Origin of the sequence: Streptomyces sp. R35, from assembly GCF_041053035.1 — a bacterium.
Taxonomy (GTDB): Bacteria; Actinomycetota; Actinomycetes; order Streptomycetales; family Streptomycetaceae; genus Streptomyces; species Streptomyces lutosisoli.
Genome location: NZ_CP163440.1, coordinates 4,778,683 through 4,805,640, shown reverse-complemented (window position 1 = coordinate 4,805,640; position 26,958 = coordinate 4,778,683). Strand labels below are relative to the sequence as shown.

Here is a 26,958-nt window from a genome sequence, read left to right as displayed (position 1 = left end):
CAGCGACAAACAGGCAGGAAAGGCGACGATGAGCGTCCACAAGGAACTGGTTCTGGACGAGGTCCGCAAGTACCACCGCGACACCCTCGCAGACGACGGATTCATCCCCGGCACCACCGAGATCTGGCCGTCCGGCGCCGTGCTGGACGAGGAGGACCGGGTGGCGCTGGTGGAGGCCGCCCTGGACCTGCGGATCGCGGCGGGGCGCAGCTCACGCATGTTCGAGTCCCGGTTCGCGCGCCGGATGAAGCGCCGCAAGGCCCACCTGACCAACTCCGGCTCCTCGGCCAACCTGCTCGCGACCACCGCGCTCACCTCGCACCTGCTGGAGGACACCAGGCTGCGCCCCGGCGACGAGGTGATCACGGTCGCGGCGGGCTTCCCCACCACCGTCAACCCGATCCTGCAGAACGGTCTCGTCCCGGTCTTCGTCGACATCGAACTCGGCACCTACAACACCACGGCGGACCGGGTCGCCGCGGCCATCGGCCCGAAGACCCGCGCCATCATCATCGCGCACGCGCTCGGCAACCCCTTCGAGGTCGCCGAGATCGCCCAGCTCGCCGAGGACCACAACCTGTTCCTCATCGAGGACAACTGCGACGCGGTCGGCGCCACCTACGGCGGACAGCTCACCGGCACCTTCGGCGACTTCACGACGGTCAGCTTCTATCCGGCCCACCACCTGACGATGGGCGAGGGCGGCGTCGTCCTCACCTCGAACCTGGCGCTGGCCCGCATCGTCGAGTCGCTGCGCGACTGGGGCCGGGACTGCTGGTGCGAGCCGGGCGAGAGCAACAAGTGCCTCAAGCGGTTCAACTACCAGATGGGCACCCTGCCGGCCGGGTACGACCACAAGTACATCTTCTCGCACGTCGGTTACAACCTGAAGGCGACCGACCTCCAGGCGGCGCTCGGCCTCACCCAGCTCGCCAAGCTCGACGATTTCATCGACGCCCGCAAGCGCAACTGGCGGCGGCTGCGCGAGGGCCTGGACGGCACCCCGCACCTGCTGCTGCCCGAGGCGACCCCGAACAGCGACCCCAGCTGGTTCGGCTTCGTCCTCACCGTCCAGCCGGACGCGCCGTTCTCCCGGGCCGCGCTGGTCGACTTCCTGGAGGACCGCAAGATCGGCACCCGGCGCCTGTTCGCCGGCAACCTGACCCGGCACCCCGCCTACATCGGCCAGCCGCACCGCGTCGTCGGCGACCTCGCCAACAGCGACGTCGTCACCGAGCAGACCTTCTGGGTCGGCGTCTACCCGGGGCTGACCGACGAGATGCTCGACTACGTCATCTCCTCGGTCAAGGAGTTCGTGGAGGCCAACTCATGAGCACCCTCACCCTGGGGCTCGCTCTCAAGCCCCGCGAGGACACGGTGCTGCCGTCCCGCATCGCGCGCTCCGCGGCTGCCACCACGGGTGCCTGGCTGCGCACCGAGGACTTCGCGGACTGGCTCGAACAGCGCCGCCGTGCCCACCACTTCGAGGTCGACCGGATTCCGTTCGCGGAGCTCGACGGCTGGTTCTTCCAGCAGGACACCGGCGACCTGGTGCACCACAGCGGGCGCTTCTTCTCCGTACAGGGGCTGCACGTCACCACCGGCGACGGCGCCGTACGCGACTGGCACCAGCCCGTCATCAGCCAGCCCGAGGTCGGCATCCTCGGCATCCTCGTCAAGGAGTTCGACGGCGTCCTGCACTTCCTGATGCAGGCCAAGATGGAGCCCGGCAACCCCAATCTGCTCCAGCTCTCGCCGACCGTGCAGGCGACCCGCAGCAACTACACGAAGGTGCACAAGGGCGCCGACGTGAAGTACATCGAGTACTTCACCGACCCGCGGCGCGGCCGGGTCCACGCCGACGTGCTCCAGTCCGAGCACGGCTCCTGGTTCCTCCACAAGAGCAACCGCAACATGATCGTCGAGGCGGTGGGCGACGTCCCCCTGCACGACGACTTCTGCTGGCTCACCCTCGGCCAGATCGGCGAGCTCCTGCACCGGGACAACGTCATCAACATGGACTCGCGCACCGTCCTGTCCTGCGCGCCCTTCCCGGACGAGACGAACGGTGCCCTGCACTCCGACACGGAGCTGCTGTCCTGGTTCACCGCCGAACGCTCCCGCCACGACGTGAGCGCCGTACGCGTACCGCTGGCCGGTCTGCCCGGCTGGCGGCGCGGCGAGAAGGCCATCAGCCACGAGGAGGGCCGCTACTTCGACGTCGTGGCGGTCCGGGTGCAGGCGGGCAGCCGCGAGGTCACCGGCTGGAGCCAGCCGCTGTTCGAGCCGGTCGGCCGCGGCGTCACCGCCTTCCTGACCCGTCACATCGACGGGGTGCCGCACGTCCTGGCCCACGCCCGGGTCGAGGGCGGCTTCCTCGACACGGTCGAGCTGGGCCCCACCGTCCAGTACACGCCCGGCAACCACGCACACCTGGGCGAGGCGGACCGGCCCCCCTTCCTGGACCTGGTGCTGGGCGCGCGTGCGGACCGCATCCGCTACGAGGCCGTGCACGCCGAGGAGGGCGGCCGGTTCCTCAACGCCGAGAGCCGCTATCTGATCGTCGAGGCCGACGAGGACGAGGCGCCGCTCGACCCGCCGCCCGGCTACCGCTGGGTCACCCCGGCCCAGCTGACCACGCTCGTCCGGCACGGCCACTACGTCAACGTGCAGGGACGCACCCTGCTGGCCTGCCTGAACGCGATGAGGACACACACCTGATGGCACCCCTTCGGATCGGCGTGCTGGGCTGCGCGGACATCGCCCGCCGCCGCATGCTGCCCGCCATGGCGGCCGCTGAGGGCGTCGAGATCGCCGCGATCGCGAGCCGCGACACGGACCGGGCCCGCAGGCTCGCACAGCGGTACGGGGCCCGGGCCGTGCACGGCTACGCCGCACTCCTTGAGCGGGACGACGTCGACGCGGTGTACGTGCCGCTGCCCGCCGAGCTGCACGCGCGGTGGACGGAGGCCGCGCTGCGCGCGGGCAAGCATGTGCTCGCCGAGAAGCCGCTCACCACCGATCCGGTGACCACCGCCGAGCTGCTGGCACTGGCCCGGGCGTCCGGCCTGGTCCTGATGGAGAACGTCATGTTCGTCCACCATCCGCAGCACGAGACGGTGCGCGGCTGGATCGCCGACGGCCTGATCGGCGAAGTCCGCGCGTTCCGCGCCGAGTTCGCGATCCCCCGGCTGCCCGACCGGGACATCCGGCACAGCGCGGAACTCGGCGGCGGCGCCCTGCTGGACACCGGGGTGTACCCGGTCCGGGCCGCGCTGCACTTCCTCGGCGACGAGCTGCGCGTCCTGAACGCCGCGCTCCACAGCACGCCCGGCCGGTCCGTGGACATCGCGGGCGCGGCACTGCTGACCGCCGCCGGCGGGGTCGGCGTCCAGCTCACGTTCGGGATCGACCACGCCTACGGCTCCCGCTACGAGGTGTGGGGGAGCGAGGGCCGCCTCACGGTCGACCGGGCCTTCACACCCCCCGCCGACCACCGTCCGGTGGTCCGCCTGGAGCGGAGGTCCGGCACCGAGCAGCGGGAGCTGGAACCCGCCGATCAGGTCCTGGCCGCGGTCCGGGCGTTCGCGGCCGCCGTGACGTCCGGCGTCACGTCCGGCGCCCGGCCCGACGCACATGTCCTGCGCCAGGCCGAACTCGTCGCGGACATCCAGCGGCTGGCCCGTAACACGTTGTCCGCGGTGTCGTGAAGACGCGGCCGGAGCGGAACGGCGAGGGCGGCCTCGCCGCGTTTGCGGCCGGCGGCGACACTTGGACGGTCGTCGGCTGACATCAGCCGTGCCCGTCCCCACCTGGGGACAACTCGGCACCACCCAGCACAGGAGAGGCAGAACCCCCATGGAAGACCGCTTCGACGTCGTCGTCCTCGGAGCAGGCCCCGGTGGCTACGTCGCCGCCATCCGCGCCGCCCAGCTGGGCAAGCGGGTCGCGGTGGTGGAGGAGAAGTACTGGGGCGGGGTCTGCCTGAACGTCGGCTGCATCCCGACCAAGGCCCTGCTGCGCAACGCGGAGCTCGCCCATATCTTCACCCGCGAGGCCAAGACCTTCGGCATCAAGGCCGAGGGCGAGGTGACCTTCGACTACGGCGAGGCGTACCGGCGCAGCCGCCGCGTGGCCGACGGCCGGGTCAAGGGCGTCCACTACCTGATGAAGAAGAACAAGATCACCGAGTTCGACGGCCGGGGCACCTTCCTGGACGCCAACACCCTGCGGATAGCCCAGGCCGACGGGACGACCCGCACCATCGGCTTCGACAACTGCATCGTGGCCACCGGCGCCACGCCCCGGCTGCTCCCGGGGACCCGGCGCAGCGACCGCGTGGTGACGTACGAGGAGCAGATCCTCTCCGAGGACCTGCCGCGCTCCGTCGTCATCGCCGGCGCGGGCGCGATCGGCATCGAGTTCGCCTATGTCCTGCACAACTACGGCGTGAAGGTCACCATCGTCGAGTTCCTCGACCGGGTCGTGCCCCTGGAGGACGCGGAGATCTCCGCCGAACTCGCCAAGCAGTACCGCAAGCTGGGCATCGACGTGCTCACCTCCACCCGCGTCGAGTCGATCGACGAGTCCGGCCCGCAGGTGCGCGTCACCGTCACCGGCAAGGACGGCAACCAGCAGGTGCTCGAAGCGGACAAGGTCCTTCAGGCCATCGGCTTCGCGCCCAACGTCACCGGCTACGGCCTGGAGAACACGGGCGTACGTCTCACCGAGCGCGGCGCCATCGACGTCGACGCCCGCTGCCGCACCTCCGTGCCGCACATCTACGCCATCGGTGACGTCACCGCGAAGCTGATGCTCGCCCACACCGCCGAGGCCATGGGCGTGGTCGCCGCCGAGACGATCTCCGACGCGGAGACCATGGAGCTGGACTACGTGATGGTCCCGCGCGCCACGTACTGCCAGCCGCAGGTCGCGAGCTTCGGCTGGACCGAGGCGCAGGCCCGCGAGAAGGGCTTCGACGTCAAGGTCGCCAAGTTCCCCTTCACCGCCAACGGCAAGGCGCACGGCCTCGGCGACGCCACCGGCTTCGTGAAGGTCATCAGCGACGCGAAGTACGGCGAACTCCTCGGCGCCCACATGATCGGCCCCGACGTCACCGAACTCCTGCCGGAGCTGACCCTGGCCCAGCAGTGGGACCTGACGGTCCACGAGGTCGCCCGCAACGTCCACGCCCACCCGACGCTGGGCGAGGCGGTGAAGGAGGCGGTGCACGGGCTGGCCGGGCACATGATCAATTTCTGATCCCGAGGGATCCGGCTCTGATCCCGAGGGATCCAGGAGGGGCGTGGCCACAGGCCGCGCCCCTCCTTTTTTGTTTGTGTCCTGCCGCTGCTCGACGGGTTCGAGGACCGAGTCGGTATGGGTGCCGTCAACGGCTCACCGCCCACGACACCTCGGCGCCCGAAGGGGGGCGGCCCGGCTGGGAGTTCACCACCTACCGGATCGAAGTGCCCGGCGATGCACCGAACAGCCAGAACAGCCAGAACAGCCAGAACAGCCAGAACGACCAGCCCAGCCCAGCCCCCTCCCTGAAAGGCAGGACCGCATGACGGCGACCACCGCCGGACGCGGGCTGTGGGTGCGCGAGTACAGTCCCGCGCCCGCCCACGGCCTCACCCTCGTCTGCTTCCCGCACGCGGGCGGCGGCGCCAGCGCCTACCGGCCGCTCGCCACCGCCCTGTCCCCCCGCGCCGGAGTGCTGAGCCTGCAGTACCCCGGCCGCCAGGACCGCCGTACGGAAGCGCCGTACACCAGCGTGGACGCGCTGGCGGACGACATCGCCGCCACCCTTCGGCGCCAAGCCGCGGGACCGGTGGTGCTGTTCGGCCACAGCATGGGTGCCCTTGTCGCGTACGAGACGGCCCGCCGCCTGGAGCGGGACGGCGGCGCCGGGCCGCTCGGGCTGGTCGTCTCGGGCGCCCGCAGCGCCGCGGAGCCCCGTCCGCGCGACGTCAGCCTGCGCTCCGACGCCGGGATCATCGACGAGCTCAGGCAGCTGGACGGCACGAGCCCCGAACTCCTCGACGACCCCGAGATCCAGGCCATGATCCTGCCGGCGTTGCGCGCCGACTACACCGCCCTGGAGACCTACCGGCACCGGTCAGGGCCGCCGCTGCGCTGCCCCGTCAGTGCCTACGTCGGCGACGCCGACCCGCAGGCCGGCGCCCTTGACGCGGAGCGCTGGGCGGACCTCACCTCCGGGACCTTCCGGCAGCGCACCTTCGCGGGCGGCCACTTCTTCGTCGACTCCGCGCGTCAGCAGGTCGCCGCCGCCCTGGCCGAGGACCTCGACGCCTTCGCCCCCTGACTCGACAGCTCCCTGGAGCCCTGCCGGCGCTCGGCAACCCGCGGCCGAAGCAGACCGCGCCCGCACAGCCGTCCGCCGCCGCGGCGCACGGGCTTGTGGAAATTCTGACGCACACCTGTAATTCCTTTTTCGCCGCCACATTTCCCTGAAGTTGATTGACGAATTCCTGTCGTCGGATTCATTGACGGATCAATGCGGCCGGAAAGAGGATCCTTTCCGACCCGGACATCGAATACCGAATACGGAGGAAGGCATGGACGAAGTGACGGCGCCGACCGCGTCCAGCCGCCCGCCCGTCGGCCCGCTGGGCCTGCCCGCCGCGTACTGGTGGATCTGGACGAGCATTCTCGTCAACTGGCTGGGCGCTTTCACGGGTCCGATTCTCGCCCTCTCGCTGACCGACGCCCGCGGCTATTCCGTGTCGTACGCGGGTTTCGTGGTCTCGCTGCTCGGTGCCGGGGCAATCGCGGGCTCCGCGGCCGGCGGAATCCTCGCCGACCGGATCGGGCGCCGGCTGACGATGTTCGCCGGCCACTGTCTTACCGCCGTGAGCATGGTTCTGCTCGGGCTCAGCACGGCCCAGGGGGCGGTGAGCGCGGCGGCGTTCGCCGCGGGGCTCGGGGCCGCCTCGGTGCGGCCGGCCGCCCAGGCGTCGCTCGCGGATCTGGTCCCGTCCGCCGACCGGCCGCGCGCCTTCGCCTACAACTACTGGGCCGTCAACACCGGCACCGCGGTCTCCGCCGTCCTCGCCGGTCTGATGGTGGAGCACGGCTACACCCAGCTCTTCCTCGCCGACGCCGCGACCACCCTGCTGTGCGGCGCGGTCGTCCTGGCGAAGGTCCCCGAGACCCGGCCCGAGCACCCTGCCCCGGCCCCGGCGGACCGCGCACAGCGGCACACCGCGGAGGCCCACGCCCACGTGCCGCTGCGCAAGGACGCCCCGTTCCTGCTGTTCGTCCTGCTCACGCTGGTCTTCGCCGCCGTGTACGAGCAGAAGGCCGCGGCGCTGCCCGTCGTCGTCACCGGGCACGGCCACAGCGCGGCCACGTTCAGCCTGCTGATGGCGCTGAACGCGCTGCTCGTCGTCCTGCTGCAACTGCCCGTCACCAGGCTGGTCTCCGGCCGTTCGCGGGCCGCGGTACTGCTCGCCGGAGGCGTCCTCGTGGGCGTCGGCTTCGGGCTCACCGGCCTGGCGACGGGCACGCTGCCGCTCGTGGGCACGGTGGTCGTCTGGACGGCCGGCGAAATGCTCTACGCCCCGCTGGCGGGCGCCGTCTCCGCCGAACTGGCCCCGGTCCACCGGCGCGGCCGCTACCAGGGCGCATACGGGACCGCCTGGTCCGCCGCCGCGTTCATCGGGCCGGCCGGCGGTACCTGGGTGCTCGCTCACGCGGGCCCGGGCGCCCTGTGGTCGCTGTGCGCGGCGGCGGGCGTCGCGGCCGGCGTCGGCTGCGCCCTGATCCTGCGCACGGCCCGCGGCAGCGGCCCGCACCCCGAGAACTTCCGCACGGCGTCCGCCGTGCGGAGGCGCCGACGCGACAACGGGTCGCGCCGGCCGTCCCCGTCCCTTCCCGGACGGGACACCACCACCGAGAGGAGCTCCACATGAGCGAGCGGATCACCCCCAACACCTGCGTCGCGGCCTTCGCCCCGAACACCTGTGTCTCGGCGTTCACGCCCAACACGTGTGCCCCGGCGTTCGCCCCGAACACCTGTGTCTCGGCCTTCGCGCCCAACACCTGTGCCCCGGCGTTCGCCCCGAACACCTGTGCCCCGGCGTTCGCGCCCAACACCTGTGTCTCGGCGTACGCCGCGTAATGCAGACCACTCAGCACCCGAAGCCCGCTCCGGACGGAAACCACCGTCCGGAGCCGGGCTCCGGCCCGTTGTCCGCCGTCGTCACCGGAACACGGGTGTTCACCGGCTACGGCGGCACCCCGCCCCGGCTGCACCTGGCCGTGTCCGAGCTGCGGGACGTCACCGAACGCCTGCCGTGGCAGACCGAACGGCAGTCCTTCGGCACCTCCTGGGAGAACCCGGAACAGGCCGTCCGCTCCGCCGAGGGCGAGGCTGTGGAACGCTTCTGCGGCACCTGCCCTCCCGCACGCCCGGTCCACGGCTCGTACGAGCAGCTCACCCGGCGCGGGCTGCGGGCCCTCGACCCGCGGACGCTGGTGCTCCACTCGGACCGCCAGTACGCCACGGCGGGCTTTCCGTTCCAGCCGTTCCTGCGCGACTCTCCCGCACACTGGGTCGAGGGCCGCAGCGCCGTCGACGGCGAACCGGTCCTGGTGCCCGCGTTCATGGTCTACACGGCGTGGGCACAGATGCCGCGCCCCCACCCCGAACCCTTCTACGCCTTCCCCGTGATCGGTGGCATCGCCGCCGGCCCCACCGAGGACTTCGCGCTGCTCTCCGGCCTCGAAGAGGTCATCGAACGTGACGCCGTCGCCGTGTGGTGGGCCAACGCCACGGCGCTGCCCGCCCTCCCGCCGACGGACCGGCTGCGCGCCCTGGGAGAAGGCGCCGAGCACGCCTTCGAGACCCGGCTGGTCCGTATCGACAACGAGTTCGGCCTTCCGGTGATCGCCGCCGGGGTGCGCAGCGTCGCCGAGGGATGGCTCACCTACGGCTGTGCCGCCCGCGCGGACGAGGAGGAGGCCGCGGCCAAGGCGCTCGCCGAGGCGCACACCCTGCAGATCACCTGCCGGGTCCTGGACGACCCGGCGACGAGTCTGGCCACCCCGGGCCGGCCCTCACCGCTCAAGTCATGGCGCGGTGACCGCCGTTACCTGGACGACTACCGCGCCGACGGCTCGGACGCCGTCGAGCAGATCTGCCAGCAACAGCTGTATCTGGACCGCCGGGCCGCCGACCGCGCGGCCCCCTGGGCCTGGGACCTGCCCGAGGGCCACTGGACCGAGCCCGCGCACCGCTCGCGGTACGACGCGTCCGCGCTGGTCGGCCGGGTCGCCGCCGCCGGGTACGACGTCGTGACCGTGGATCTCACCACCCCGGAAGCCGCCGCGGCCGGCATGCGGGTGCTGCGGGTCGTCGTCCCGGGGACGGCCGGGGTCGCCCCCGCCGCCTATCTGCCGCTCGGCCGCGGGCGCATGCAGGACACCGCGGTCCGGCTCGGCTGGCGGCGGACACCGCTGCGCGAGGAGGAGCTCAACACCTTCCCGATGCCGCATTCCTGAGTGTGCCGGGCGGTGCCGCTCACGCCGGTCACCGCCCGGACAACGCCGGCCGCACGACTCGAAGCATCCGTCCCAGCCATTGCTGCGCGCTCTCCCGCTTCCCGAACGCTCCATCGCCGAAGGCGAGTTCGGAGTGGGTGCGCGTCATCGCGGAGGCCCCGACCACGAGCGACATCATCACGGCGGCGGCGGCCCGGACATCGACGCTGGGAAGCAGGGACCCGTCCACCCGGGCTCGTCGCAGGGTCCGGAACAACGCGCCCAGCCAGTTCAACTGGCAGTGCAGAGAAGGGTCGTCGGGGGTTTCGAGCTCCCCCGCGAGCCGGGTCCCCGCGCGGACCACCACATCGCTCTCCAGGAGCCGCACGAGCGCCTGGACCATCTCGACGACGATCTCGAAGGCCGCGCCCTCGCGCTCGGCCAGCTCCGCGAGGACACCGCCGGAGGCGGCGCAGGCCTCGGCCTGGACGGCGCGGGCGAGATCGGACTTGGCCGCGAAGTGGAAGGACAGTGCGCCCTTGGTGACTGTGGCGAGGTCGCTGATCACCATGAGGGTGGCGCGTTCGTATCCGACCTGGTCGAACACCGTGGCGGCCGCTCGTATCAGGTTGCCCCTGGTGCGCTCGGACCGCTCCTGCTTCACCACGACGCAACCGTCCAGACGCTCATCGCCACGTGCCCTCTTGATCCTGTCTAGATCCTGTCGCCAGCCGACGCCCACGACGCTAGAAACCAACCCCTCGGTTTGTCAATGGGGCGGAGTGGGGGAAGATTGTCTCCACTTCATCGCGACAACCTGCACATCCCGGCCAAGATCCACCACGGACAGGTGGTTGTTCCCCGTCGGTCGGGCGGTGAAAGGAAACCGCTCGCCCGGTTTTGCAGCGCCCAGTCACGGGCGCACGGGTGGGGGGATGCGGGCGGCGGGGATACGGGTGGACGCCTGCGCGTTCGCCGTACCGGCCGGGCATGTCGGCGCACGGCACCGCGCGGGGACTGCCGGGAGGCCGGAGAGGCGGGCGAGGTCGGAGATGCCTACGGGCTCGGTGGGTTCGGCGGGCTCGGCGAGTTCGCGGGCTGATTCCGGGGCCGGCCCGCCGCATCACGCCGTACCCCGCTGCCCCGAGGGGGCGCTGCCCCGAGGGGGCGCTGTCCCGCCGTAGAGGTCGAGCCCGTCGCGGATCAGGGTCCGGCCGTGACCGTGAAGCCTTCGTACTCTGTGAAGTCGGAGGCGAAACTGCGCCCCGCAAGAGGTGCGTGGCTGTGGCACCCTGCGGCTCCGGCATCCTGCGGCTCCGCCGCGTGGGCGCGACCGGCTCCCATCGCCGGCCCGCGCCGAACGAACCGCATATCCGGCGGAGTGCTCAGTCGGTGCTGCCGCCCGCCGCGACCCCGGCCGGGGACCCGGTGCTCGCCGACAGGGCCGCCGCCGGATCGATGACTCCCTCGGGGTGGATGCGGGCGATCGTGCCCGGGTGGGCGATGGACGGCAGGATGTGACGCCACATCACGGCGACCCGCTCGCGCAGATCGGCCCGCTGCGTGATGGCCTCGGACACCAGCTGGACGCCGGTGAAGGAGGCCACGACGAACTCGGCGGTCTCCCGCGGCTCGACCTGGGGGAGCACCTCGCCCCGCTCCTTCCCCTCGGCCAGCAGCTGGGCGATGAGTTCGAACCAGTCGCCCCACGGATGCGTGCCGTTGAAGAACACGCCCTCGATGGACAGCCGCGTACCGGCGCGGGCGAGCGGGTCGTGGCGCAGGGCGTAGGCGAACTGGTGCGTGATGTCGACGACCGACTGGAGGGGTGTACCGAGGTCCGACACGCTCACCAGGCCGGTCTGCTCGTCCATGATCGCCTGGGCGAGTGATTCCTTCGAGGTGAAGTGGAAGTACAGGGCGCCCTTGGTGACGTTCGCCCTGCGGAGGATCTCCGAGATGGCCGCGCGCTCGTAGCCGTGGTCGGCGAATACGCGCGCCGCCGCTTCCACGATCGAGCGCCGGGTCTGCACCGCGCGAGCCTGCTTGGCCATGTCTTCCCCTCCGGGACGTGCGTTCGTGCCGGGCGGCGCCATGCCGAACCGCCGTCTAACAGAGTGTGTCTTCGCCACTCTACCCGACCCGCCGGTTTGTTTCTCCAGCTCAAGTGGAGCGGTGATGGGCGGAATAACGCATTCCGTAGGGCCCTGTCCGGGGTGTAAGTGACGTAGATCACGTAGACGCGTCCGGGATTCGGAGTAAAAAGAAACCGCCCAAGCTGTTTTTTTGGCACACTCGCTCCCGAGAGCCACACGGGCTACTCGTGAAGGGGGATCACAGATGACCGTGCTCGTTTCCACCCCGATCAAGGCCGGCAACTCCATGGCCGCCACCACCGCCATGAGCTCCGCCGGCGTCACCGGCCGCAACACGCTCACCCGCCCGTCGCACGCCGCCGAAGCGGCCGACGGCGCCCGGATACCGCGGGAGTTCGTCCACCGGGCCGACGACTCCGACGTCCTGCTCACGCACTTCCAGGCCTGCGCCGATGGCTCGTACCGGATGGCGGCCCGATGGCCCCGCGCCCACGCCCTGTTCAGCCCGGTGGCGGGCAGCCGGGAGAATCCGATGCTGATGGCGGAGACGATCCGTCAGGCGGGCGCCGTCGTCTCGCACATGGCGTACGACGCCCCGACCGATCTGCACTTCCTTCTCTGGGACCTGCGCTACGAAGTGCCCGAGGAGGTCCTCGGGGCCGGTGTGCCGCTGTCCCCGGCGACCGCCGTCGTGCGGTTCGACGACGTGAAGATGCGGGGCAAGCGGCTGTCGTCCTTCCGCTTCGAGGTGGAGCTCTACCGGGGCGCCGTACGCGTCGGCCACGGCGCCGCCTCCGCGAGCTGCGTGAGCCCGGCGGCCTACAGCAGGCTGCGCCCGGCCCGCCCCGAGTCCGCCGACCCGGCCCCGCTGCCCGCGCCCGTCTCGCCGGTGCTGGTCGGGCGCACCCGGGCCCAGGACGTGCTCGTCGCCCCGTCCGGCACCCCGGGCAGCTGGCTGCTGCGGGCCGACCGGAGCCACCCCGTCATCTTCGACAGCCAGAGCGACCACATGCCCGGCCGCGGCGTCATCGAGGCGATGCGGCAGGCCGCGCAGCTGGCGACGGGGTACGAGCACATCATCGTGCCCTCCATGAACGCGGAGTTCTGCCGCTACGTCGAGCTCGACCGCCCCTGCCACCTCACCGCCGAACACCGCCGCCCGCTGCCCGACGGCCGCATCCCGACCCGGGTGACCCTCACCCAGGACGACGAGGTGGCCGCGCGCGGGATGCTGATGGTGCGCCCGGCCGCCGCGGACTCCGGAGCGAACGGGACCTCGGCCCCGGCGGCCTTCGCCACGGTGTGACCGGCGGTCCTACCGGTCGCGTCCTGATCCGGCGGTACGGGGTTCATCGGCCCGGCCGGTGAGGATGGCGAACCCGGCACCACCCGCCCTGGGCCGGCAGCCGCACCTGGCTGCCGGCCTGGGCGGTCCGTGGTCGCTCCGGCCGGAAGGGTGCCGCGGTTCAGCTCAGCTGAGGGGTACGCGCCGGAAGCGGCCCGCCACCCGCAGATCCGCCTCGATCCGACCCGCCGTGGCATGCAGTTCCGGCAGTACGTCGCGCACACACTCCTCGGCCGTGCGGCGGCTGCTGTGCATGCCGACGTTCACCGCGGCCACGACCCGCCCGCCGAGCCCGCGTACCGGCACGGCGATGGACCGCAGCCCCTCCTCCAGCTCCTCGTCGACCAGGGCGTATCCGGCTTCCCGTACGCGGTCCAGTTCGGCCCTGAGCTTCTCCGGGTCGGTGAGGGTGTGCGGGGTCAGCGGGAGCAGGTCGGGAAGCCGGGGCTCCGGCAGGTCCGCCAGTATCACGCGGCCCAGCGAGGTCGCGTACGCGGGCAGCCGGGTGCCGACGGTGATGTTGACGCTCATGACGCGGCTGGTGGCGACGCGGCCGGTGTACTGGATCTCGTCGCCGGCCAGGACCGCGAGCGACACCGAGTCCTGCAGCCGCTGGGAGAGTTCGGTGAGGTGAGGGGCCGCGATCCCGGCGAGCGTGGTCCGTGACAGCGGCGGGAAGCCGAGGCCCAGGACGCGCGGCGTGAGCCGGAAGACGCGGTCGTGCGTGGTGACGTATCCGAGGTGTTCCAGGGTGATCAGGGCACGCCGGGCGGTCGCGCGGGCGAGCCCTGTGGCCTGGGCGACCTCCGTGAGGGTCAGCTCGGCGCGGCCCTCGCCGAAGGCGGTGATCACGGTCAGCCCGCGGGCCAGCGACTCGACGAACTCCCGGCCCAGTTCCTGCTTGGAGGCGCCGGTCCAGGTCGCGAGCCCGGACGCGGCACCCGGTGCGGCGGGCGGCGCCTCCCGCAGCTCCCGCTCCATCGCCGCCACGGCCGACCGCAGCCGTGGCAGCAGTGTGTCCCGCAGGTCGGCCGCGGTGTGCCGGCTGGTGTGGCTCACCACGCTCACCACACACGCGATCCGTCCCGCCTCCCGCACGGGCAGGGCGATCGCGACCAGGCCCGGCTCGATCAGCTGGTCGTCCAGCGCCCACCCGGCCTCCAGGACCTCGGCCGTACGCTGCTCGAAGTCGTCGCCGACAGTGGGGAGTTGGACGGGCGGGGAGACGGGCGCCGGTGCGGAGCCCGGTTCCTCCTCGTCGCGCCGGGAATCGTCGGTGAGCGGCCGGCTGCGCGCCGGTACGGCGGGAAACCCGCGGTCCTCCGGATCGGCCGCCCGGCGTTCGCGCCAGCGCGTCCACTCCTCCTCGCCCCACTCGGTGGCGAACAGGAAGCCGGGCGCGGTGCGTTCTGCGGGCAGCAGGTCGCCGATGCGGAAGCTCAGGGACATGGCGCGGCGGCGGGTCGCCTGGTGGATGAAACGGATGCCGTCCCGGTCGCCGACGGCCAGGGACACCGACTCGTCCAGTTCGTCGGCGAGCGCGTCGGCGTGCGCGTCCAGGAGGCGGGGGAGCCGCAGGGCGGCGAGGTAGGCGTTGCCGAGTTCCATCAGACGGGGGGCCAGTACGGCGTCCCGGCCGTCGAGGCGTACGTATCCCATGCGCGCGAGGGTCGCCGTGATCCGGTCGACGGTGGAACGTGCGAGTCCGGTGGCCCGTTCGAGACCGCTCAGGCTGGACACCCCGTCGGCCTCGGTCAGCCGCCGCAGCACGGCGATACCGCGGATGAGGGGGGTGACGGCCTCGGCGGGCACCGCGGGCACGACGTTCGATGGCATGGGCTCTCCGATGCGGCTCACAGAAGAGACACCGTAATGCTTACCGGGGCACTCCAGCAGGTCAGCGACAGACCGCGGGGCCTCAGCGGCGCGTCACGTACACCCGGTAGTTCCCGGCGAGGTCCGCCCCGGCGACCTGCACCGTGACGCCCGTCTTGGGATCCTTGAAGGACTCGCCGGGCGCGAAGGGCGCGTCGGAGAGTTCCGCGTGCACATTGGGGGAGCGGGTGCAGCCGCCGCTGTCGCGCTTGGAGTCGTACACGGTGATGGGCCCGTTCCCGGTGTCCACGCCCGCGTCGACCTTGTAGATGAGGATGCCGGGGCGGCAGACCGCGGAGTCGTTGCCCCCGTGGGTGCGCAGTTCGAGGGCGTACCCGGTCTTGGGGCTGGTGGGCACGAAGACGAGCTTGTTGCCGCCGCGCCGGGCCAGCGGGGTGAGCGTGTACTCCTTGGTTCCGGGTGCCGCCGCGCAGCTGACCTGCGAGTTGTCGAGCCAGCCGAGCTTCCACTTGTGCCAGCCGAGCAGATCGTTGTCGGCCCCCCAGTCCTCGCTCATGATGTCCCAGTGGCCGACCGCGCCCCCGCCTTCCTGGGTGTAGAGGTCGGGCAGGCCGAAGGTGTGGCCGTTCTCGTGCGGGAGCACCCGGTAGCCGGTGTCGGAGTAGGAGCCGGAGCCGTCGTCCTGGCGGCTGTAGACGAAGGACGCGTTGGCGACCGGGACACCGTCGGCGACCGGCGCCTCCGTGTTGCCGGCGAAGGTCACGGACAGCACGGTGTCCAGCGCGGAGGGCCCGGCGTTCGGCGTCATCAGGACGTTCAGGATGTCGTACGAGCGGAAGTCGACGTTCGGGTCGGCCGCGGTCACGATGTCCTGGACCAGATCGCGGTACCCGGGGTCGAAGGGCGCGCCGCGTTCTATGCCGTACGCCTTGAAAGGCTTGGGCATCCGCAGCCAGTGCTGGATGGGGGTCTCGGGGCGGTAGTCGAGACGGCCGTACGAGCCGGTGCGGAACCATTGCTGGGTCTTCGGGAAGAACTCGCTGTAGCGGTCGTGCGCGCTGCCCTTCCCGGGCGCGTCGGAGAAGTCGACCATCAGGGTGAGCGCCCGGACGGTGCCGGTGGAGCGGGCGTAGCCGGACGCGGTCGGGACGCCTTCCCCCATCTGCACGTTCTGCGGGCCGGTGATCATGCAGGGGCCGAGCGCCGTGGTGCGGGCCAGCGCGATGGAACCCGCCGCCGTGGAGCCCGCCGTGAGGTGCCCCGTACCGGCGGAGGTGCTGACCGCCAGCGTCAGAAGGGTCACCGCGGCGAGCGCGGCCACGCGGCGCGTGCCTATCCGGCGGCTGGTCAGCGGCATGCGGGGGGCCCTTCGCTCCACGGCAGCCGCCGGTCTCCGACTGCACCCTTGCGATCACCCTGTGTCGACGGCGTGGCGGGCGCGCGCTGGAGGAGCCCGATCGTGGGTTTCTCGCCCGGGGGCCTCTGAGGCGTCCGGATGGGTAGGTGGAGCGGGTACGACGCGGGTGTGGTGCAGGTCACATGAAATCTCTTCGGGGTCGGGAAATAACCGGGGATCGTTTCCCCGTTTAGCCATACGTCCGAGCGAAACGGGGAGCGAATCCCCGGATCGCGATCCCCCTCTCTTCGAGGAGTCCACCGTGGAGACCGCCACCCCCGTACAGCGCCGAGTGGTCCGGCCGCGCGCCGATGCCCTGCGCAACAGGGAGCGGATCGTCGCCGCGGCCCGCGAGATGTTCGTCGAGTTCGGCCCCGAGGTGCCGTTCGACGAGATCGCCCGCCGGGCCGGGGTCGGCAACGCCACGGTGTACCGCAACTTCGCCGACCGCGACGCCCTGGCACGGGAGGTCGTCTGCTCGGTGATGGACCGCACCTCGGAGTGGGTCGAGGCGGCGCTCGTCGAGGGCGGCGACGCCTTCGAGGCACTGAGCGGCTTCGTGCACTTCGCCGCCGACGAGCGGATCGGCGCCCTGTGCCCGATGCTCTCCGCGTCCTTCGACCAGCACCACCCCGATCTCGTCGCCGCGCGCGACCGGATCACCGTCCTGATCGAGCAGCTGATGGACCGCGCCCGCGAGGACGGACAGCTGCGCCCCGACGTCGAGTTCGGCGACCTGATGATCGCGGTCAGCCAGCTCACCAGGCCGCTGCCCGGCACCGCGTGCCAGGGCATCGACCGCTTCGTGCACCGTCATCTGCAGCTGTTCCTGGACGGTATGCGGGCCCCGGCCCGCTCCGAACTGCCCGGAGTGGCCGCCACCGTGGAGGACCTGCGACGCGCGTGACCGACCACGCCGTCCACCTGACCGATTAGTTCAGCGCGCAGCACCAGTCAGAACGCGCACAAAGCTTCCGGCCGTCACCGGAGACGAGCCGTCCCTGTCCCTCACCTTTTTTCGCTACGAAGTCCCGGAGTGGGTACCCCCATGTCTGCAACAGGAAAGTCGACAGCAATGTCCGACACCGAAGCACATTCCAACCGCTGGAAAGCGCTCGCCTTCATCGCGCTCGCCCAGCTGATGGTCGTGCTCGACGCGACCATCGTGAACATCGCCCTCCCGTCCGCCCAGACCGACCTGGGCATCTCCGACGGCAACCGGCAGTGGGTCGTCACGGCCTACGCCCTCGCCTTCGGCGGACTCCTCCTCTTCGGCGGCCGCATAGCCGACCTGTGGGGCCGCAAGCGCGCCTTCGTCGTCGGCCTCACCGGCTTCGCCGCGGCCTCCGCGCTCGGCGGTCTCGCCACCTCCGGCGCCATGATGTTCGGCGCCCGTGCCCTCCAGGGTGCGTTCGGCGCCCTGCTCGCGCCCGCCGCGCTCTCCCTGCTCGCCGTGATGTTCACGGACGCCAAGGAGCGCGCCAAGGCCTTCGGCATCTACGGCGCGATCGCCGGTGGCGGCGGCGCCGTCGGCTTCATCCTCGGCGGCGTGCTCACCGAGTACCTGGACTGGCGCTGGACGTTCTTCGTCAACATCCCGTTCGCGATCGTCGCGGCCCTCGGTGCCTACTTCGTCATCCGTGAGCCGGAGGGCGGCCGCAACCGCAACCCGCTCGACATCCCGGGCGTGCTCCTGTCCACCCTCGGCCTGGTCTCGCTCGTCTACGGCTTCACCCGCGCCGAGTCCAACGGCTGGGGCGACTCCTCGACCGTCGCGCTGTTCATCGCGTCCGCGGTCCTGCTGATCTCGTTCGTGGTCGTCGAGGCCAGGGTCAAGGCCCCGCTGCTGCCGCTGCGTGTGATCACCGACCGCAACCGCGGCGGGATCTACCTCTCGCTCGGCATCGCCATCATCGCGATGTTCGGCACGTTCCTGTTCCTGACCTACTACCTCCAGGTCGTGAAGGGCTTCTCGCCGATCAAGACCGGCTTCGCCTTCATGCCGATGATCGTCGGCATGATGGTCGGCTCGACCCAGATCGGCACCCGCCTGATGACCCGCCTGCCGGCCCGTCTGCTGATGGGCCCCGGCTTCCTGGTCGCCGCGGTCGGGATGCTGCTGATGACCCAGCTGGAGATCGGCTCGTCGTACGCCTCGATCATCCTGCCGGCGATGCTGCTGCTCGGTCTCGGCATGGGTACGGCGTTCATGCCGGCCATGTCCCTGGCCACCCTGGGCGTCGAGCCCCGCGACGCGGGTGTCGCCTCCGCGATGGTCAACACCTCGCAGCAGGTGGGCGGCGCGATCGGCACGGCCCTGCTGAACACGATCGCCGCCTCCGCGACGACCGCCTACATCAAGGACCACATCGCCGACGCCGGTACCTCCAAGACCCAGCAGCAGCTCGTCGCGCTGCAGGGCCAGGTGCACGGCTACACCAACGCCATCTGGTTCGCCGTGGGCATGCTGGTGGCGGCCGCGGCGATCGTCTCGGTCCTCGTCAACGCCGGCAAGCAGGGCTCCGACCCGGTCGCCGCCTCCGGCGAGGGCGTCGAGGACGAGGTGAAGATCCCGGTGATCGCCCACTGATCACCCGCACCACGGGTACTCCGGATACTTCGCGTACGGACGCGGGGTGGGGACGCCTCGTTCGTACGAATCCCAGGGTCCGCCCCGGCTCCGAACTCATCGGAGCCGGGGCGGACCCGCGTCCGGGGCCGGCGGAGCGAGAGCTCTCCACGAGTGAGCTCTCACCGCGGCGTCAGAAGCGACCTAACGCAACCAGGGCAGGTCGGCGCCCGCGTCCTTCGGCTGGAGCCCCTCGGCGACGATCCGCATGGCCTCGCCGAAGGCCTTCTGCTGGTCCGCGGTGAGCCGGTCGAACAGGGCCTGCCGCACGGCGGTCACATGGCCCGGCGCGGTGCGCCGCAGCACCTCGTAACCGTCGTCCGTCAGGACCGCGAACTGTCCCCGCTTGTCGGAGGGACAGTCCTCACGCCGCACCCAGCCGTTCTTCTCCAGGCGCGCGATCGCGTGCGAGAGCCGCGAGCGGGTGATCTTCGCGTTCATGGCCAGCTCGGTCATCCGCAGCCGCCTGCGCGGCGCTTCGGCGAGCTGGACGAGCAGGCCGTAGTAGATGTGCGGCATGCCCGCGTCACGCTGGAGCTGGCGGTCGAGATGGTCCTCAAGGAGGGTGGTGGCGTGCATGTACGCACGCCAGATGCGCTGTTCCTCGTCGGTGAGCCAACGCGTCTCTTCAGCGGGTGCCGTGTTCATGTACTCCACTGTACGAGCCCCTTCTTGAAAGTTAAACAAACCAGGCGTAAGCTCGGCGGCGAGAGCTTGAGACTTCAAGCAATAAACTTCAAGTATCAAGCACCCGCGCCGTACGATTGAACCCTCTGGAGGGAGCCGCCATGTCCGCCGCCACCGAGGAGCGTCCCGCACTCGGGCGCATGCCCGCCCTCTACTTGAGCCATGGTGCCCCGCCGCTCGCCGACGACCCGATCTGGCCGGGCCAGCTCGCCGCCTGGTCCGCCGACCTGCCGCGCCCCAAGGCGATCCTCATGGTCTCCGCCCACTGGGAAGAGGCCCCGCTCGCCCTCGGCGCGATCGAGACCGTACCGCTCGTCTACGACTTCTGGGGCTTCCCCGAGCACTACTACCAGGTGACGTACGCGGCTCCCGGCGCCCCCCAACTCGCCGAGTCCGTACGGAAGCTGCTGCGCGCGCCCGGTACACCGGTGCAGGACATCCCGGACCGCGGGCTCGACCACGGCGCGTATGTGCCGCTGGTGGAGATGTTCCCCGAGGCCGACATCCCGGTCCTGCAGATCTCCATGCCGACCCTCGACCCGGTCCGCCTCTTCGAGATCGGCCGCAAGCTGGCGCCACTGTGCGACGAGGGCGTCCTGATCGTCGGCTCCGGCTTCTTCACCCACAACCTCGCCGCGCTGCGGCACGCCGGCGGGGGAGTCCCGACCTGGTCGAGCGAGTTCGACGACTGGGGCCACCGCGCCCTGGACGCCGGTGACGTGGACGCGCTCCTCGACTTCGAGCGCAAGTCCCCGGCCGGCCGCCTCGCCCACCCGCGCACCGAGCACTTCGCCCCCCTCTTCGTGACCATGGGCGCGGCGGACGCGGCCGGTGAGCTGGACGGGCAGAAGTCGGTGATCGACGGCTTCTGGATGGGGATGGCCAAGCGGTCGGTGCAGTTCGGCTGACCCGCGGGCGGACGGGGGTGGGCGCCCGTGGCTATGAGGTGAGCTCCTTCTCGTACCAGGCCACGTCCCAGTACCGGCCGAACTTGCGGCCCACCTCCCGGTAGGTGCCGACATGCCGGAACCCGAAGCGTTCGTGCAGCCGCACGGACGCTTCGTTTCCTTCGGGCTGGGCGATGCCGGCGTAGGCGCGGTGCAGATCCTCGCCGGCGAGGGCTTCGAAGAGGGCCTCGTAGAGCAGGGTGCCGACGCCACGGCCACCGGCGTCCGGGGCGAGGTAGACGCTGACCTCCACGGAGGTGTCGTACGCGGCCTTCACGCGAAAGGCGCTGGATGTGGCGTACCCAAGAATCGCCCGCCCGTCTCCCGGCCACCGCCCCTCAACGAGGCGCTTTCGCGCCGCCGTGCCTGATTCATAGTCCGCCTCCGTGGCAACCATCAGGCGGTGCGGTCCGTCTTCAGGGTGGGAGAGCAGCCACGAGCGACGCTCTTCCGGCGTGAAGACAGCGGTATCGAATGTGATGGGCGTCTCACGTACGTAGTGGTTGTAGATATCGGTAAGGGCGTCGAGGTCACTCTCGACTCCCGGCCTGACCTGCACCTCTGTACGTTCCGGCATCACCTGCCCACCCCCTGTGGCGGGACAGGGTACTGCATGATCAGAAAAATTGAGGGGCAGGTTGGGAATTCTGTCCGGATTCCAGTCGTTGTTTCCTTCGGATGCCGGGTACCCGGGAGGGTGAGCTACCCAGTGTCCAGCGACCACCAGCCAGCCCACCATCGCAAGGGAGCACGCATGGCAACCCGTGCCGTCGCCCGTCGTAAGTCCGCCACCGGCGAGACCAGCGACGCGGCACGCAGTGTTCGCGTCGTAGGCGGCGAGATCGCCGACCGCGACCTGGTCGGCATGTACCTCGACGAGATCGCGCGTACGCCACTGCTCGACGCCGCCAAGGAAGTCGAGCTGTCCCAGACCATCGAGGCGGGTGTGTTCGCGCGGCAGATCCTCGACGGCGAGGCTGCGGCCGGGGCGGACGCGTCCCGCGAGGAGCTCGAGGCGCTGGTCGCCGAGGGCGAGCGGGCGAAGGACATCTTCATCCGCTCGAACCTCCGGCTGGTCGTCGCTGTCGCCCGGCGCTATCCGCGCAGCGGCCTGCCCCTGCTCGACCTGATCCAGGAGGGCAACGCGGGTCTGGTGCGCGCCGTCGAGAAGTTCGACTACCGCAAGGGCTTCAAGTTCTCGACGTACGCGACCTGGTGGATCCGTCAGGCCATCACCCGTTCCATCGCCGACCAGTCGCGCACGATCCGCCTCCCCGTCCACCTGGTCGAGGAACTGGGCCGGATCCGGCGCGTGCAGCGCGAGTTCAACCGCAAGAACGGGCGCGAGCCCGAGCACGCGGAGATCGCCGCCGAGCTCGACTCGACACCGGAGCGCGTGACGGACGTCCTGGACTGGGCCCGCGACCCGGTCTCGCTGAACATGGCGGTGGACGACGACGGCGACACCCAGTTCGGCGACCTGCTGGAGGACACCTCCGCGGTCTCCCCCGAACAGTCGGTCATGACCTTGCTGCGCAGCGAGGAACTGGACGACCTGATCGGCCGCCTGGACCAGCGCACGGCCTCCATCATCAAGATGCGGTACGGCATCGATGACGGCCGGGAGCGCACGCTCACCGAGGTCGGCAAGGAGCACGGCCTCACGCGCGAGCGCATCCGCCAGATCGAGAAGCACGCGCTTCTCGAACTGAAGAAGCTGGCCCGTGACACCGGGTTCGACGCGGCGGCGTGAGTCCATGACGGACACGCCGGCCACGTTGGCCACAAGTCGACCAGACATGGCCATGTAAGGCCGCTTAACCTGCCGGGCTCTGGGCACAAGACTTCAGGGCCCAAGGTTCAGGGTTCCACCCGGGGCACACGCACACGCCCCCACCAGAACCGAGTCCCGACGCACACCCCCCCCGCGCCGGGACTCTCCCAGAGCCGGGCTCCGGCGCCTTCCCCCCCCTGGCGCCGGGGCCCGGCTCCATTTTGTTCTGGGGGTGGGGGCAGGGCTTGGGGGCGCCTTCGTAAGAGGGTGAGGGGGGCGCCCCATAAGGGGCGCGGGGAACTGCGCGACCAGCCCCCACCGTCCCGCAGCAAAAGAACTCACCCGGGGTCCAGGGGGCGAAGCCCCTGGCAGGGTCGAGGGGCGGAGCCCACCCGCGATGGTTTCCGCGCAGGTCATTGTCGGGCCACCCCGAACCTGAACCCCGGGGTGACCCGAATGGCAGATTCTGCCACAGAGGCATAACCTGCCGTCCGTGACCGGTACCGAACGCGTGGTGCACACCTCCGCAGGCCGAGCGGCGCCTGCCTCAGCCCCAACCTCAGCCCGAGCCTCCGCCCCAACCCCTGCCCCTGGTTCCGCCAACGGCACCCCCCGTACTGTTCCTTCGCTGACCGAGCGACGCAAGGCGGCCACCCGCATGGACATCTCCCGGGCGGCAGCGGGGCTCTTCATGCGCAACGGCCTGCGCGCCACCCGTGCCGAGGACATCGCCCGGGCGGCCGGGGTCGCGCCGCGCACCTTCTACCGGTACTTCGCCACCAAGGAGGAATCCCTCGGCCCCATCTTCACCGCCGGCAGCCAGAAGTGGGCCGAGGCCGTCCGCGACGCCCCGGCCCAACTGCCGGTACCCGAAGCCCTCCGCCACGCGATCGTCGCCACCTTGACCCCGGGCGTCGGTGTCAGGCCCGAGTCCCTGGACTGGGTCCGCGCCCTCCTCCGCCTGGCCGAGGGAAACCCGGCCCTGCTGAGGGTGTGGGGCGAGGCGTGCCAGACGGCGGAGCGGACGCTGGCGGGGGTGCTGGAGGCAAGGGCAGTGGCCGCGAGGGCGGTGGCGACGGGGGCGGTGGCGACGACGGAAGCTTCGCCCACCCCTTCGCTCCCCCCTGCCCCCACCCCGTCCCCCAAGCTCCGCCTCACCGCCGCCACAGCCAGCGCTGCGGTCCGCGTCGCGGTGGAAGCCTGGGCTGCCACGGACGACGCGTCCGACGGACCGGACGGCCCCGTCGCGCTCGCACTGCGCCATCTCGAAGCCCTTCGCGACTTTCCCTGGAGTGCCGAATGAGCAACGACCTGACCGGCAGGACCGTCCTGATCAGCGGGGGCGCCCGCGGCATCGGCGCCGAGATCGCCCGTACCGCCGTCGCCGCCGGAGCGAACGTCGTGCTCGGCGACGTACTGGCGGAGGAAGGCCAGGCCCTGGCGGGGGAGTTGGGCGACGCGGCCCGCTTCATACGGCTCGACGTGACGGACGAGACCGCCTGGCAGCGGGCCGCGGCCTTCGCGCGGACGGAGTTCGGCGGCATCGAGGGGCTGGTGAACAACGCCGGTATCGCCACGGGCCAGTTGCTGGAGACCGAGACCGTGGACCACTTCCGTCAGGTCCTCGACGTCAACCTCACCGGCGTCTTCATCGGCATGAAGACCGTGATCCCGGTGATGCGGGACAACGGCGGCGGCTCCATCGTCAACATCTCCTCCATGGCGGGCCTCACCGCCGTCGCCACCACGTCCAGCTACGGCGCCTCCAAGTGGGGCGTACGCGGCCTGACCAAGGTCGCCGCGGTGGAGCTCGGCACGGCGAAGGTCCGCGTCAACTCCGTCCACCCGGGCATGACGTACACGCCGATGACCGCGAACATCGGCATCCAGCAGGGCGACGGCCGCTTCCCGAACAGCCCCATGGGGCGGGTCGGCGAGACCCACGAGATCGCGAAGGCCGTCGTCTTCCTGCTCTCCGACGACTCCGCGTACGTCACCGGCGCCGAACTCGCCGTGGACGGCGGCTGGTCGGCGGGCCCGACGATCAAGTACGTGACGGGCCAGTGAGGCCGGCGTCCCCCGAGCCGCCGCCCTCCACCGAACCTCCGCTCTCCGCGGCACCGTCGCTCTCCGCCGAACCGCCCCCCGCTCGCGTCAGACGCTCACCCAAGTCCCGTACATAACCCACCAGTTCAGCGGGTTCCCGCACCACGAACTCGCAGTCGACCATCGCGATCCGCACCGCCAGCCACTCCACGGAGTCGCCGGCGGAGGAACGCAGCCGGCAGCTGTGCTCGTCGATCGGCTCGGGCGCGCCCAGCCAGGCGGGCAGCCGCGCCGCGACGAACTCGGCGGGCGCGGCGAACGTGACGTCGAACGCGTACGTCTCCTGCCGCCGGAACATCGACTGCCGCAGAAACTCCGCCGCACTCCCCGTCGGCAGCTCGCGCGGCGTGAACCGCGCTCCCGTCGCGTACGGCTCGGCGACCCGGTCGACGCGGAACGTACGCCAGTCCTCGCGATCGAGGTCGTACGCGACGAGGTACCAGCGACGGCCGGTGGAGACGAGCCGGTACGGCTCGGTCAGCCGCCGCGACGGCGTTCCGTCCCCCGAGCGGTACGCGAACCGCAGCCGCTCCCGCCCGGCGACGCACGACGCCATCACGGTCAGCGTCTCGGGCGCGATACTCGCCCCGTCCCCGCTGGTCAGCGGGGTGGTCGCGGCCTGGAGGACGGACACCCGGTGGCGCAGCCGGGACGGCAGCACCTGCTCCAGTTTGGCGAGCGCCCGTACGGACGCCTCGTCCACGCCCTCGACGGCGTGCCCGGCGCCGGCCCGCAGCCCCACCGCGATCGCCACGGCCTCCTCGTCGTCGAGCACGAGCGGCGGCATCGCCTTCCCCGCCACCAGCCGGTACCCGCCGTCGGACCCCTTGGTCGCCTGCACCGGATAGCCCAGCTCCCGGAGCCGGTCGATGTCCCGGCGGACCGTACGACGGGACACCCCGAGCCGCTCGGAGAGCTCACCGCCGGGCCATTCGCGAGGCGTCTGGAGAAGGGAGAGGAGCTGGAGAAGCCGGGCCGGCGTATCCGTTGTCATGTTTTCCAGGGTGCCGCACATCTAGGACACGATCTGACCTAATGGGGGCTTAGCTTTGCTGCATGACCTCCACCGAGACCACTCGTAACAGCTTGGCCGCGGCCGCCGTGGCCGACCGGCGGCGCTGGTTCGCCCTCGCCATCGTCATGACCGCGGCCTTCATGGACCTGGTCGACGTGACGATCGTCAACATCGCCATCCCGTCGATCCGGCGGGACGCGGGCGCTTCGTTCAGCCAGATCCAGTGGATCACGGCGGGCTACGCGCTGGCCTTCGCCGCCGGGCTCATCACCGGCGGGCGGCTCGGCGACATCCACGGCCGCAAGCGCGTCTTCCTCCTCGGCATAGCCGGCTTCACGATCGCGTCGGCGCTGTGCGGCTTCGCCGCGAACCCGGAGATGCTCGTCGCCTCGCGCATCCTCCAGGGCGGGATGGCCGCGCTGATGGTGCCGCAGGTGCTGTCGATCGTGCACGCCACCTTCCCGGCGCACGAGCGTGGCAAGGTCTTCGGTCTCTTCGGCGCGATCGTCGGCCTGGGGGCCGTGTCCGGTCCTCTCCTCGGCGCGCTGCTCACCGAGTGGAACCTCTTCGGCCTGGAGTGGCGGCCGATCTTCCTCATCAACCTGCCGGTGGGTGTCGCCGCGCTGATCCTGGGCCGCCGGTTCATCGGCGAGTCCAAGGCCCCGCGCGCCCTCAAGCTCGACCTCGTCGGCGTCGCCCTCGTCATCCTCGGCCTGCTGATGCTGCTCTACCCGCTGACCCGCGGCCGTGAGCTGGGCTGGCCGCTGTGGGGGTACGTGTCGATGGCCGGCGCCTTCGTCGTCTTCGCGGCGCTGGTGGCGTACGAGAAGCGGAAGACGGCGCGGGACGGTTCGCCGCTGATCGAGCTGTCGCTGTTCAAGGTGACGAGCTTCGCGGCGGGCATCGCCGTACAGACCGTCTTCGGTGTCGCGCTCGGCATCTTCTTCCTGGTCTGGACGCTGTACCTGCAGATCGGGCTCGGGTGGAGCCTGCTGCGGGCGGGTCTGACCGGGGTGCCGTTCTCCCTCGCGGTGTCGGCGGCGGCGGGCATGTCGGTGCAGCTGCTGGTCCCGCGCTTCGGACGCAAGGTGCTCCAGGCGGGCGCGCTGATCATGGCGCTCGGCGTGCTCCTCTACATCTGGGAGTCCGACCGGTACGGCATGTCCATCGCCTCCTGGCAGATGGCGCTTCCGCTGGTGGTCATGGGCGCGGGCATGGGCTTCATCGTGGCCCCGCTGACGGACGCGGTGCTGTCGGAGGTCCCGCGCGAGCACTCCGGTTCGGCGTCGGGGCTCATCAACACCGTGCAGCAGATGGGCAACGCGCTGGGGCTCGGGCTGGTGTCGGTCCTCTTCTTCGGCCAGATCGGCGACCGGCTGACCCGGGACCAGGTGGGACCCGCCTTCGTGAACGCGTTCCAGTACGCGCTGGGCTGGGTCGCGGCGGTGATGGCGGTCATCTTCCTGCTGATGTTCGCCCTGCCGAAGCGGCCGGCGCAGCACGTAGAGGGTGCGGGTGCGGGTACGGGTGCGCCGGAGGAGGCCGCGGAGGAGGAGCCGGTGCTGGTTTCCTGATCCGGTGAAACGACGGTGGGGGCAGGCCGCATGAGCGGTCTGCCCC

22 protein-coding genes and 1 pseudogene are annotated in these 26,958 nt (G+C 71.0%); 16 read left to right on the top strand and 7 right to left on the bottom strand.

Annotated features, from left to right (window positions below):
• Positions 1-28 precede the first annotated feature (28 nt).
• The 8 genes from rfbH (at position 29) to AB5J50_RS21845 (ending at position 9,528) form a co-directional block, all read left to right on the top strand.
• Positions 29-1,333: a lipopolysaccharide biosynthesis protein RfbH gene (gene rfbH / locus AB5J50_RS21880; protein ID WP_330305214.1), complete on the top strand. Its 1,305-nt coding sequence runs from the start codon at positions 29-31 to the stop codon at positions 1,331-1,333.
• Entirely contained in the window at positions 1,330-2,721 is a 1,392-nt protein-coding gene (locus tag AB5J50_RS21875) for an NDP-hexose 2,3-dehydratase family protein (RefSeq protein WP_369260108.1), read from the top strand. The genes rfbH and AB5J50_RS21875 overlap by 4 nt, the downstream gene beginning before the upstream one ends.
• Positions 2,721-3,710, top strand: a complete 990-nt coding sequence (locus AB5J50_RS21870; protein WP_369260107.1) for a Gfo/Idh/MocA family protein — start codon at positions 2,721-2,723, stop codon at positions 3,708-3,710. The genes AB5J50_RS21875 and AB5J50_RS21870 overlap by 1 nt, the downstream gene beginning before the upstream one ends.
• A gap of 148 nt (positions 3,711-3,858) precedes the next feature.
• Positions 3,859-5,262, top strand: coding sequence for a dihydrolipoyl dehydrogenase (gene lpdA, locus AB5J50_RS21865; RefSeq protein ID WP_369260106.1), 1,404 nt, complete (start codon positions 3,859-3,861; stop codon positions 5,260-5,262).
• 304 nt (positions 5,263-5,566) lie between these two features.
• A complete protein-coding gene (locus AB5J50_RS21860) occupies positions 5,567-6,328 on the top strand; it encodes a thioesterase II family protein (RefSeq protein WP_369260105.1) in 762 nt (253 codons plus the stop codon).
• Between the two features lie 253 nt (positions 6,329-6,581).
• Positions 6,582-7,937, top strand: a complete 1,356-nt coding sequence (locus AB5J50_RS21855; protein ID WP_369260104.1) for an MFS transporter — start codon at positions 6,582-6,584, stop codon at positions 7,935-7,937.
• Entirely contained in the window at positions 7,934-8,146 is a 213-nt protein-coding gene (locus tag AB5J50_RS21850) for a hypothetical protein (protein ID WP_327429422.1), read from the top strand. The genes AB5J50_RS21855 and AB5J50_RS21850 overlap by 4 nt, the downstream gene beginning before the upstream one ends.
• The gene (locus AB5J50_RS21845) at positions 8,146-9,528 is read left to right on the top strand and encodes a YcaO-like family protein (protein ID WP_369260103.1); all 1,383 of its coding nucleotides are present in this window, start codon (positions 8,146-8,148) and stop codon (positions 9,526-9,528) included. The genes AB5J50_RS21850 and AB5J50_RS21845 overlap by 1 nt, the downstream gene beginning before the upstream one ends.
• Positions 9,529-9,556: 28 nt before the next feature.
• On the opposite strand, the gene AB5J50_RS21840 is transcribed toward AB5J50_RS21845, so the two are convergent.
• Together AB5J50_RS21840 and AB5J50_RS21835 are read right to left on the bottom strand one after the other, a co-directional pair.
• Positions 9,557-10,174, bottom strand: coding sequence for a ScbR family autoregulator-binding transcription factor (locus AB5J50_RS21840; RefSeq protein ID WP_369260102.1), 618 nt, complete (start codon positions 10,172-10,174; stop codon positions 9,557-9,559).
• A 778-nt stretch (positions 10,175-10,952) separates the two neighbouring features.
• Positions 10,953-11,561, bottom strand: a pseudogene (locus tag AB5J50_RS21835) (ScbR family autoregulator-binding transcription factor); the annotation flags it as partial.
• A 286-nt stretch (positions 11,562-11,847) separates the two neighbouring features.
• Between AB5J50_RS21835 and AB5J50_RS21830 the strand changes: the two are divergent.
• Positions 11,848-12,909, top strand: a complete 1,062-nt coding sequence (locus tag AB5J50_RS21830) for a ScbA/BarX family gamma-butyrolactone biosynthesis protein (protein ID WP_369260101.1) — start codon at positions 11,848-11,850, stop codon at positions 12,907-12,909.
• Between the two features lie 165 nt (positions 12,910-13,074).
• Here AB5J50_RS21830 and AB5J50_RS21825 read toward each other — a convergent pair whose 3' ends face one another.
• Positions 13,075-14,784, bottom strand: a complete 1,710-nt coding sequence (locus tag AB5J50_RS21825) for an IclR family transcriptional regulator C-terminal domain-containing protein (RefSeq protein WP_369260100.1) — start codon at positions 14,782-14,784, stop codon at positions 13,075-13,077.
• An 82-nt stretch (positions 14,785-14,866) separates the two neighbouring features.
• Positions 14,867-16,141: a M6 family metalloprotease domain-containing protein gene (locus AB5J50_RS21820; protein WP_369260099.1), complete on the bottom strand. Its 1,275-nt coding sequence runs from the start codon at positions 16,139-16,141 to the stop codon at positions 14,867-14,869.
• Between the two features lie 301 nt (positions 16,142-16,442).
• On the opposite strand from AB5J50_RS21820, the gene AB5J50_RS21815 reads away from it, so the two are divergent.
• Both AB5J50_RS21815 and AB5J50_RS21810 read left to right on the top strand, forming a co-directional pair.
• Entirely contained in the window at positions 16,443-17,087 is a 645-nt protein-coding gene (locus AB5J50_RS21815) for a TetR/AcrR family transcriptional regulator (protein ID WP_369260098.1), read from the top strand.
• Positions 17,088-17,255: 168 nt separating this feature from the next.
• A complete protein-coding gene (locus AB5J50_RS21810) occupies positions 17,256-18,770 on the top strand; it encodes an MFS transporter (RefSeq protein ID WP_369260097.1) in 1,515 nt (504 codons plus the stop codon).
• Positions 18,771-18,953: 183 nt separating this feature from the next.
• Here the strand turns inward: AB5J50_RS21810 and AB5J50_RS21805 are convergent, their stop codons facing one another.
• The gene (locus tag AB5J50_RS21805) at positions 18,954-19,457 is read right to left on the bottom strand and encodes a MarR family transcriptional regulator (protein WP_327429414.1); all 504 of its coding nucleotides are present in this window, start codon (positions 19,455-19,457) and stop codon (positions 18,954-18,956) included.
• A gap of 140 nt (positions 19,458-19,597) precedes the next feature.
• On the opposite strand from AB5J50_RS21805, the gene AB5J50_RS21800 reads away from it, so the two are divergent.
• Positions 19,598-20,404: a dioxygenase gene (locus AB5J50_RS21800; protein ID WP_369260096.1), complete on the top strand. Its 807-nt coding sequence runs from the start codon at positions 19,598-19,600 to the stop codon at positions 20,402-20,404.
• A 31-nt stretch (positions 20,405-20,435) separates the two neighbouring features.
• Here the strand turns inward: AB5J50_RS21800 and AB5J50_RS21795 are convergent, their stop codons facing one another.
• Complete coding sequence (locus tag AB5J50_RS21795) at positions 20,436-21,020, bottom strand: N-acetyltransferase family protein (RefSeq protein WP_369260095.1); 585 nt, start codon at positions 21,018-21,020, stop codon at positions 20,436-20,438.
• A 177-nt stretch (positions 21,021-21,197) separates the two neighbouring features.
• On the opposite strand from AB5J50_RS21795, the gene AB5J50_RS21790 reads away from it, so the two are divergent.
• The 3 genes from AB5J50_RS21790 to AB5J50_RS21780 all read left to right on the top strand — a co-directional run bounded on the left by AB5J50_RS21790 (position 21,198) and on the right by AB5J50_RS21780 (position 24,284).
• Positions 21,198-22,196 (top strand): sigma-70 family RNA polymerase sigma factor, encoded by a 999-nt coding sequence (locus AB5J50_RS21790; RefSeq protein WP_327429411.1) that lies wholly within the window; start codon positions 21,198-21,200, stop codon positions 22,194-22,196.
• A gap of 679 nt (positions 22,197-22,875) precedes the next feature.
• Positions 22,876-23,520 carry a TetR family transcriptional regulator gene (locus AB5J50_RS21785; protein ID WP_369260094.1) on the top strand — a complete coding sequence of 215 codons (645 nt, stop codon included), beginning with the start codon at positions 22,876-22,878 and terminating at the stop codon, positions 23,518-23,520.
• A complete protein-coding gene (locus AB5J50_RS21780) occupies positions 23,517-24,284 on the top strand; it encodes a glucose 1-dehydrogenase (RefSeq protein WP_369260093.1) in 768 nt (255 codons plus the stop codon). The genes AB5J50_RS21785 and AB5J50_RS21780 overlap by 4 nt, the downstream gene beginning before the upstream one ends.
• On the opposite strand, the gene AB5J50_RS21775 is transcribed toward AB5J50_RS21780, so the two are convergent.
• Positions 24,262-25,317, bottom strand: a complete 1,056-nt coding sequence (locus tag AB5J50_RS21775; protein ID WP_369260092.1) for a helix-turn-helix transcriptional regulator — start codon at positions 25,315-25,317, stop codon at positions 24,262-24,264. The two genes, AB5J50_RS21780 and AB5J50_RS21775, sit on opposite strands and share 23 nt — an antisense overlap.
• 62 nt (positions 25,318-25,379) lie before the next feature.
• Between AB5J50_RS21775 and AB5J50_RS21770 the strand changes: the two genes are divergently transcribed.
• Positions 25,380-26,912, top strand: coding sequence for an MFS transporter (locus tag AB5J50_RS21770; protein ID WP_369260091.1), 1,533 nt, complete (start codon positions 25,380-25,382; stop codon positions 26,910-26,912).
• The last annotated feature ends 46 nt before the right edge of the window (positions 26,913-26,958 follow it).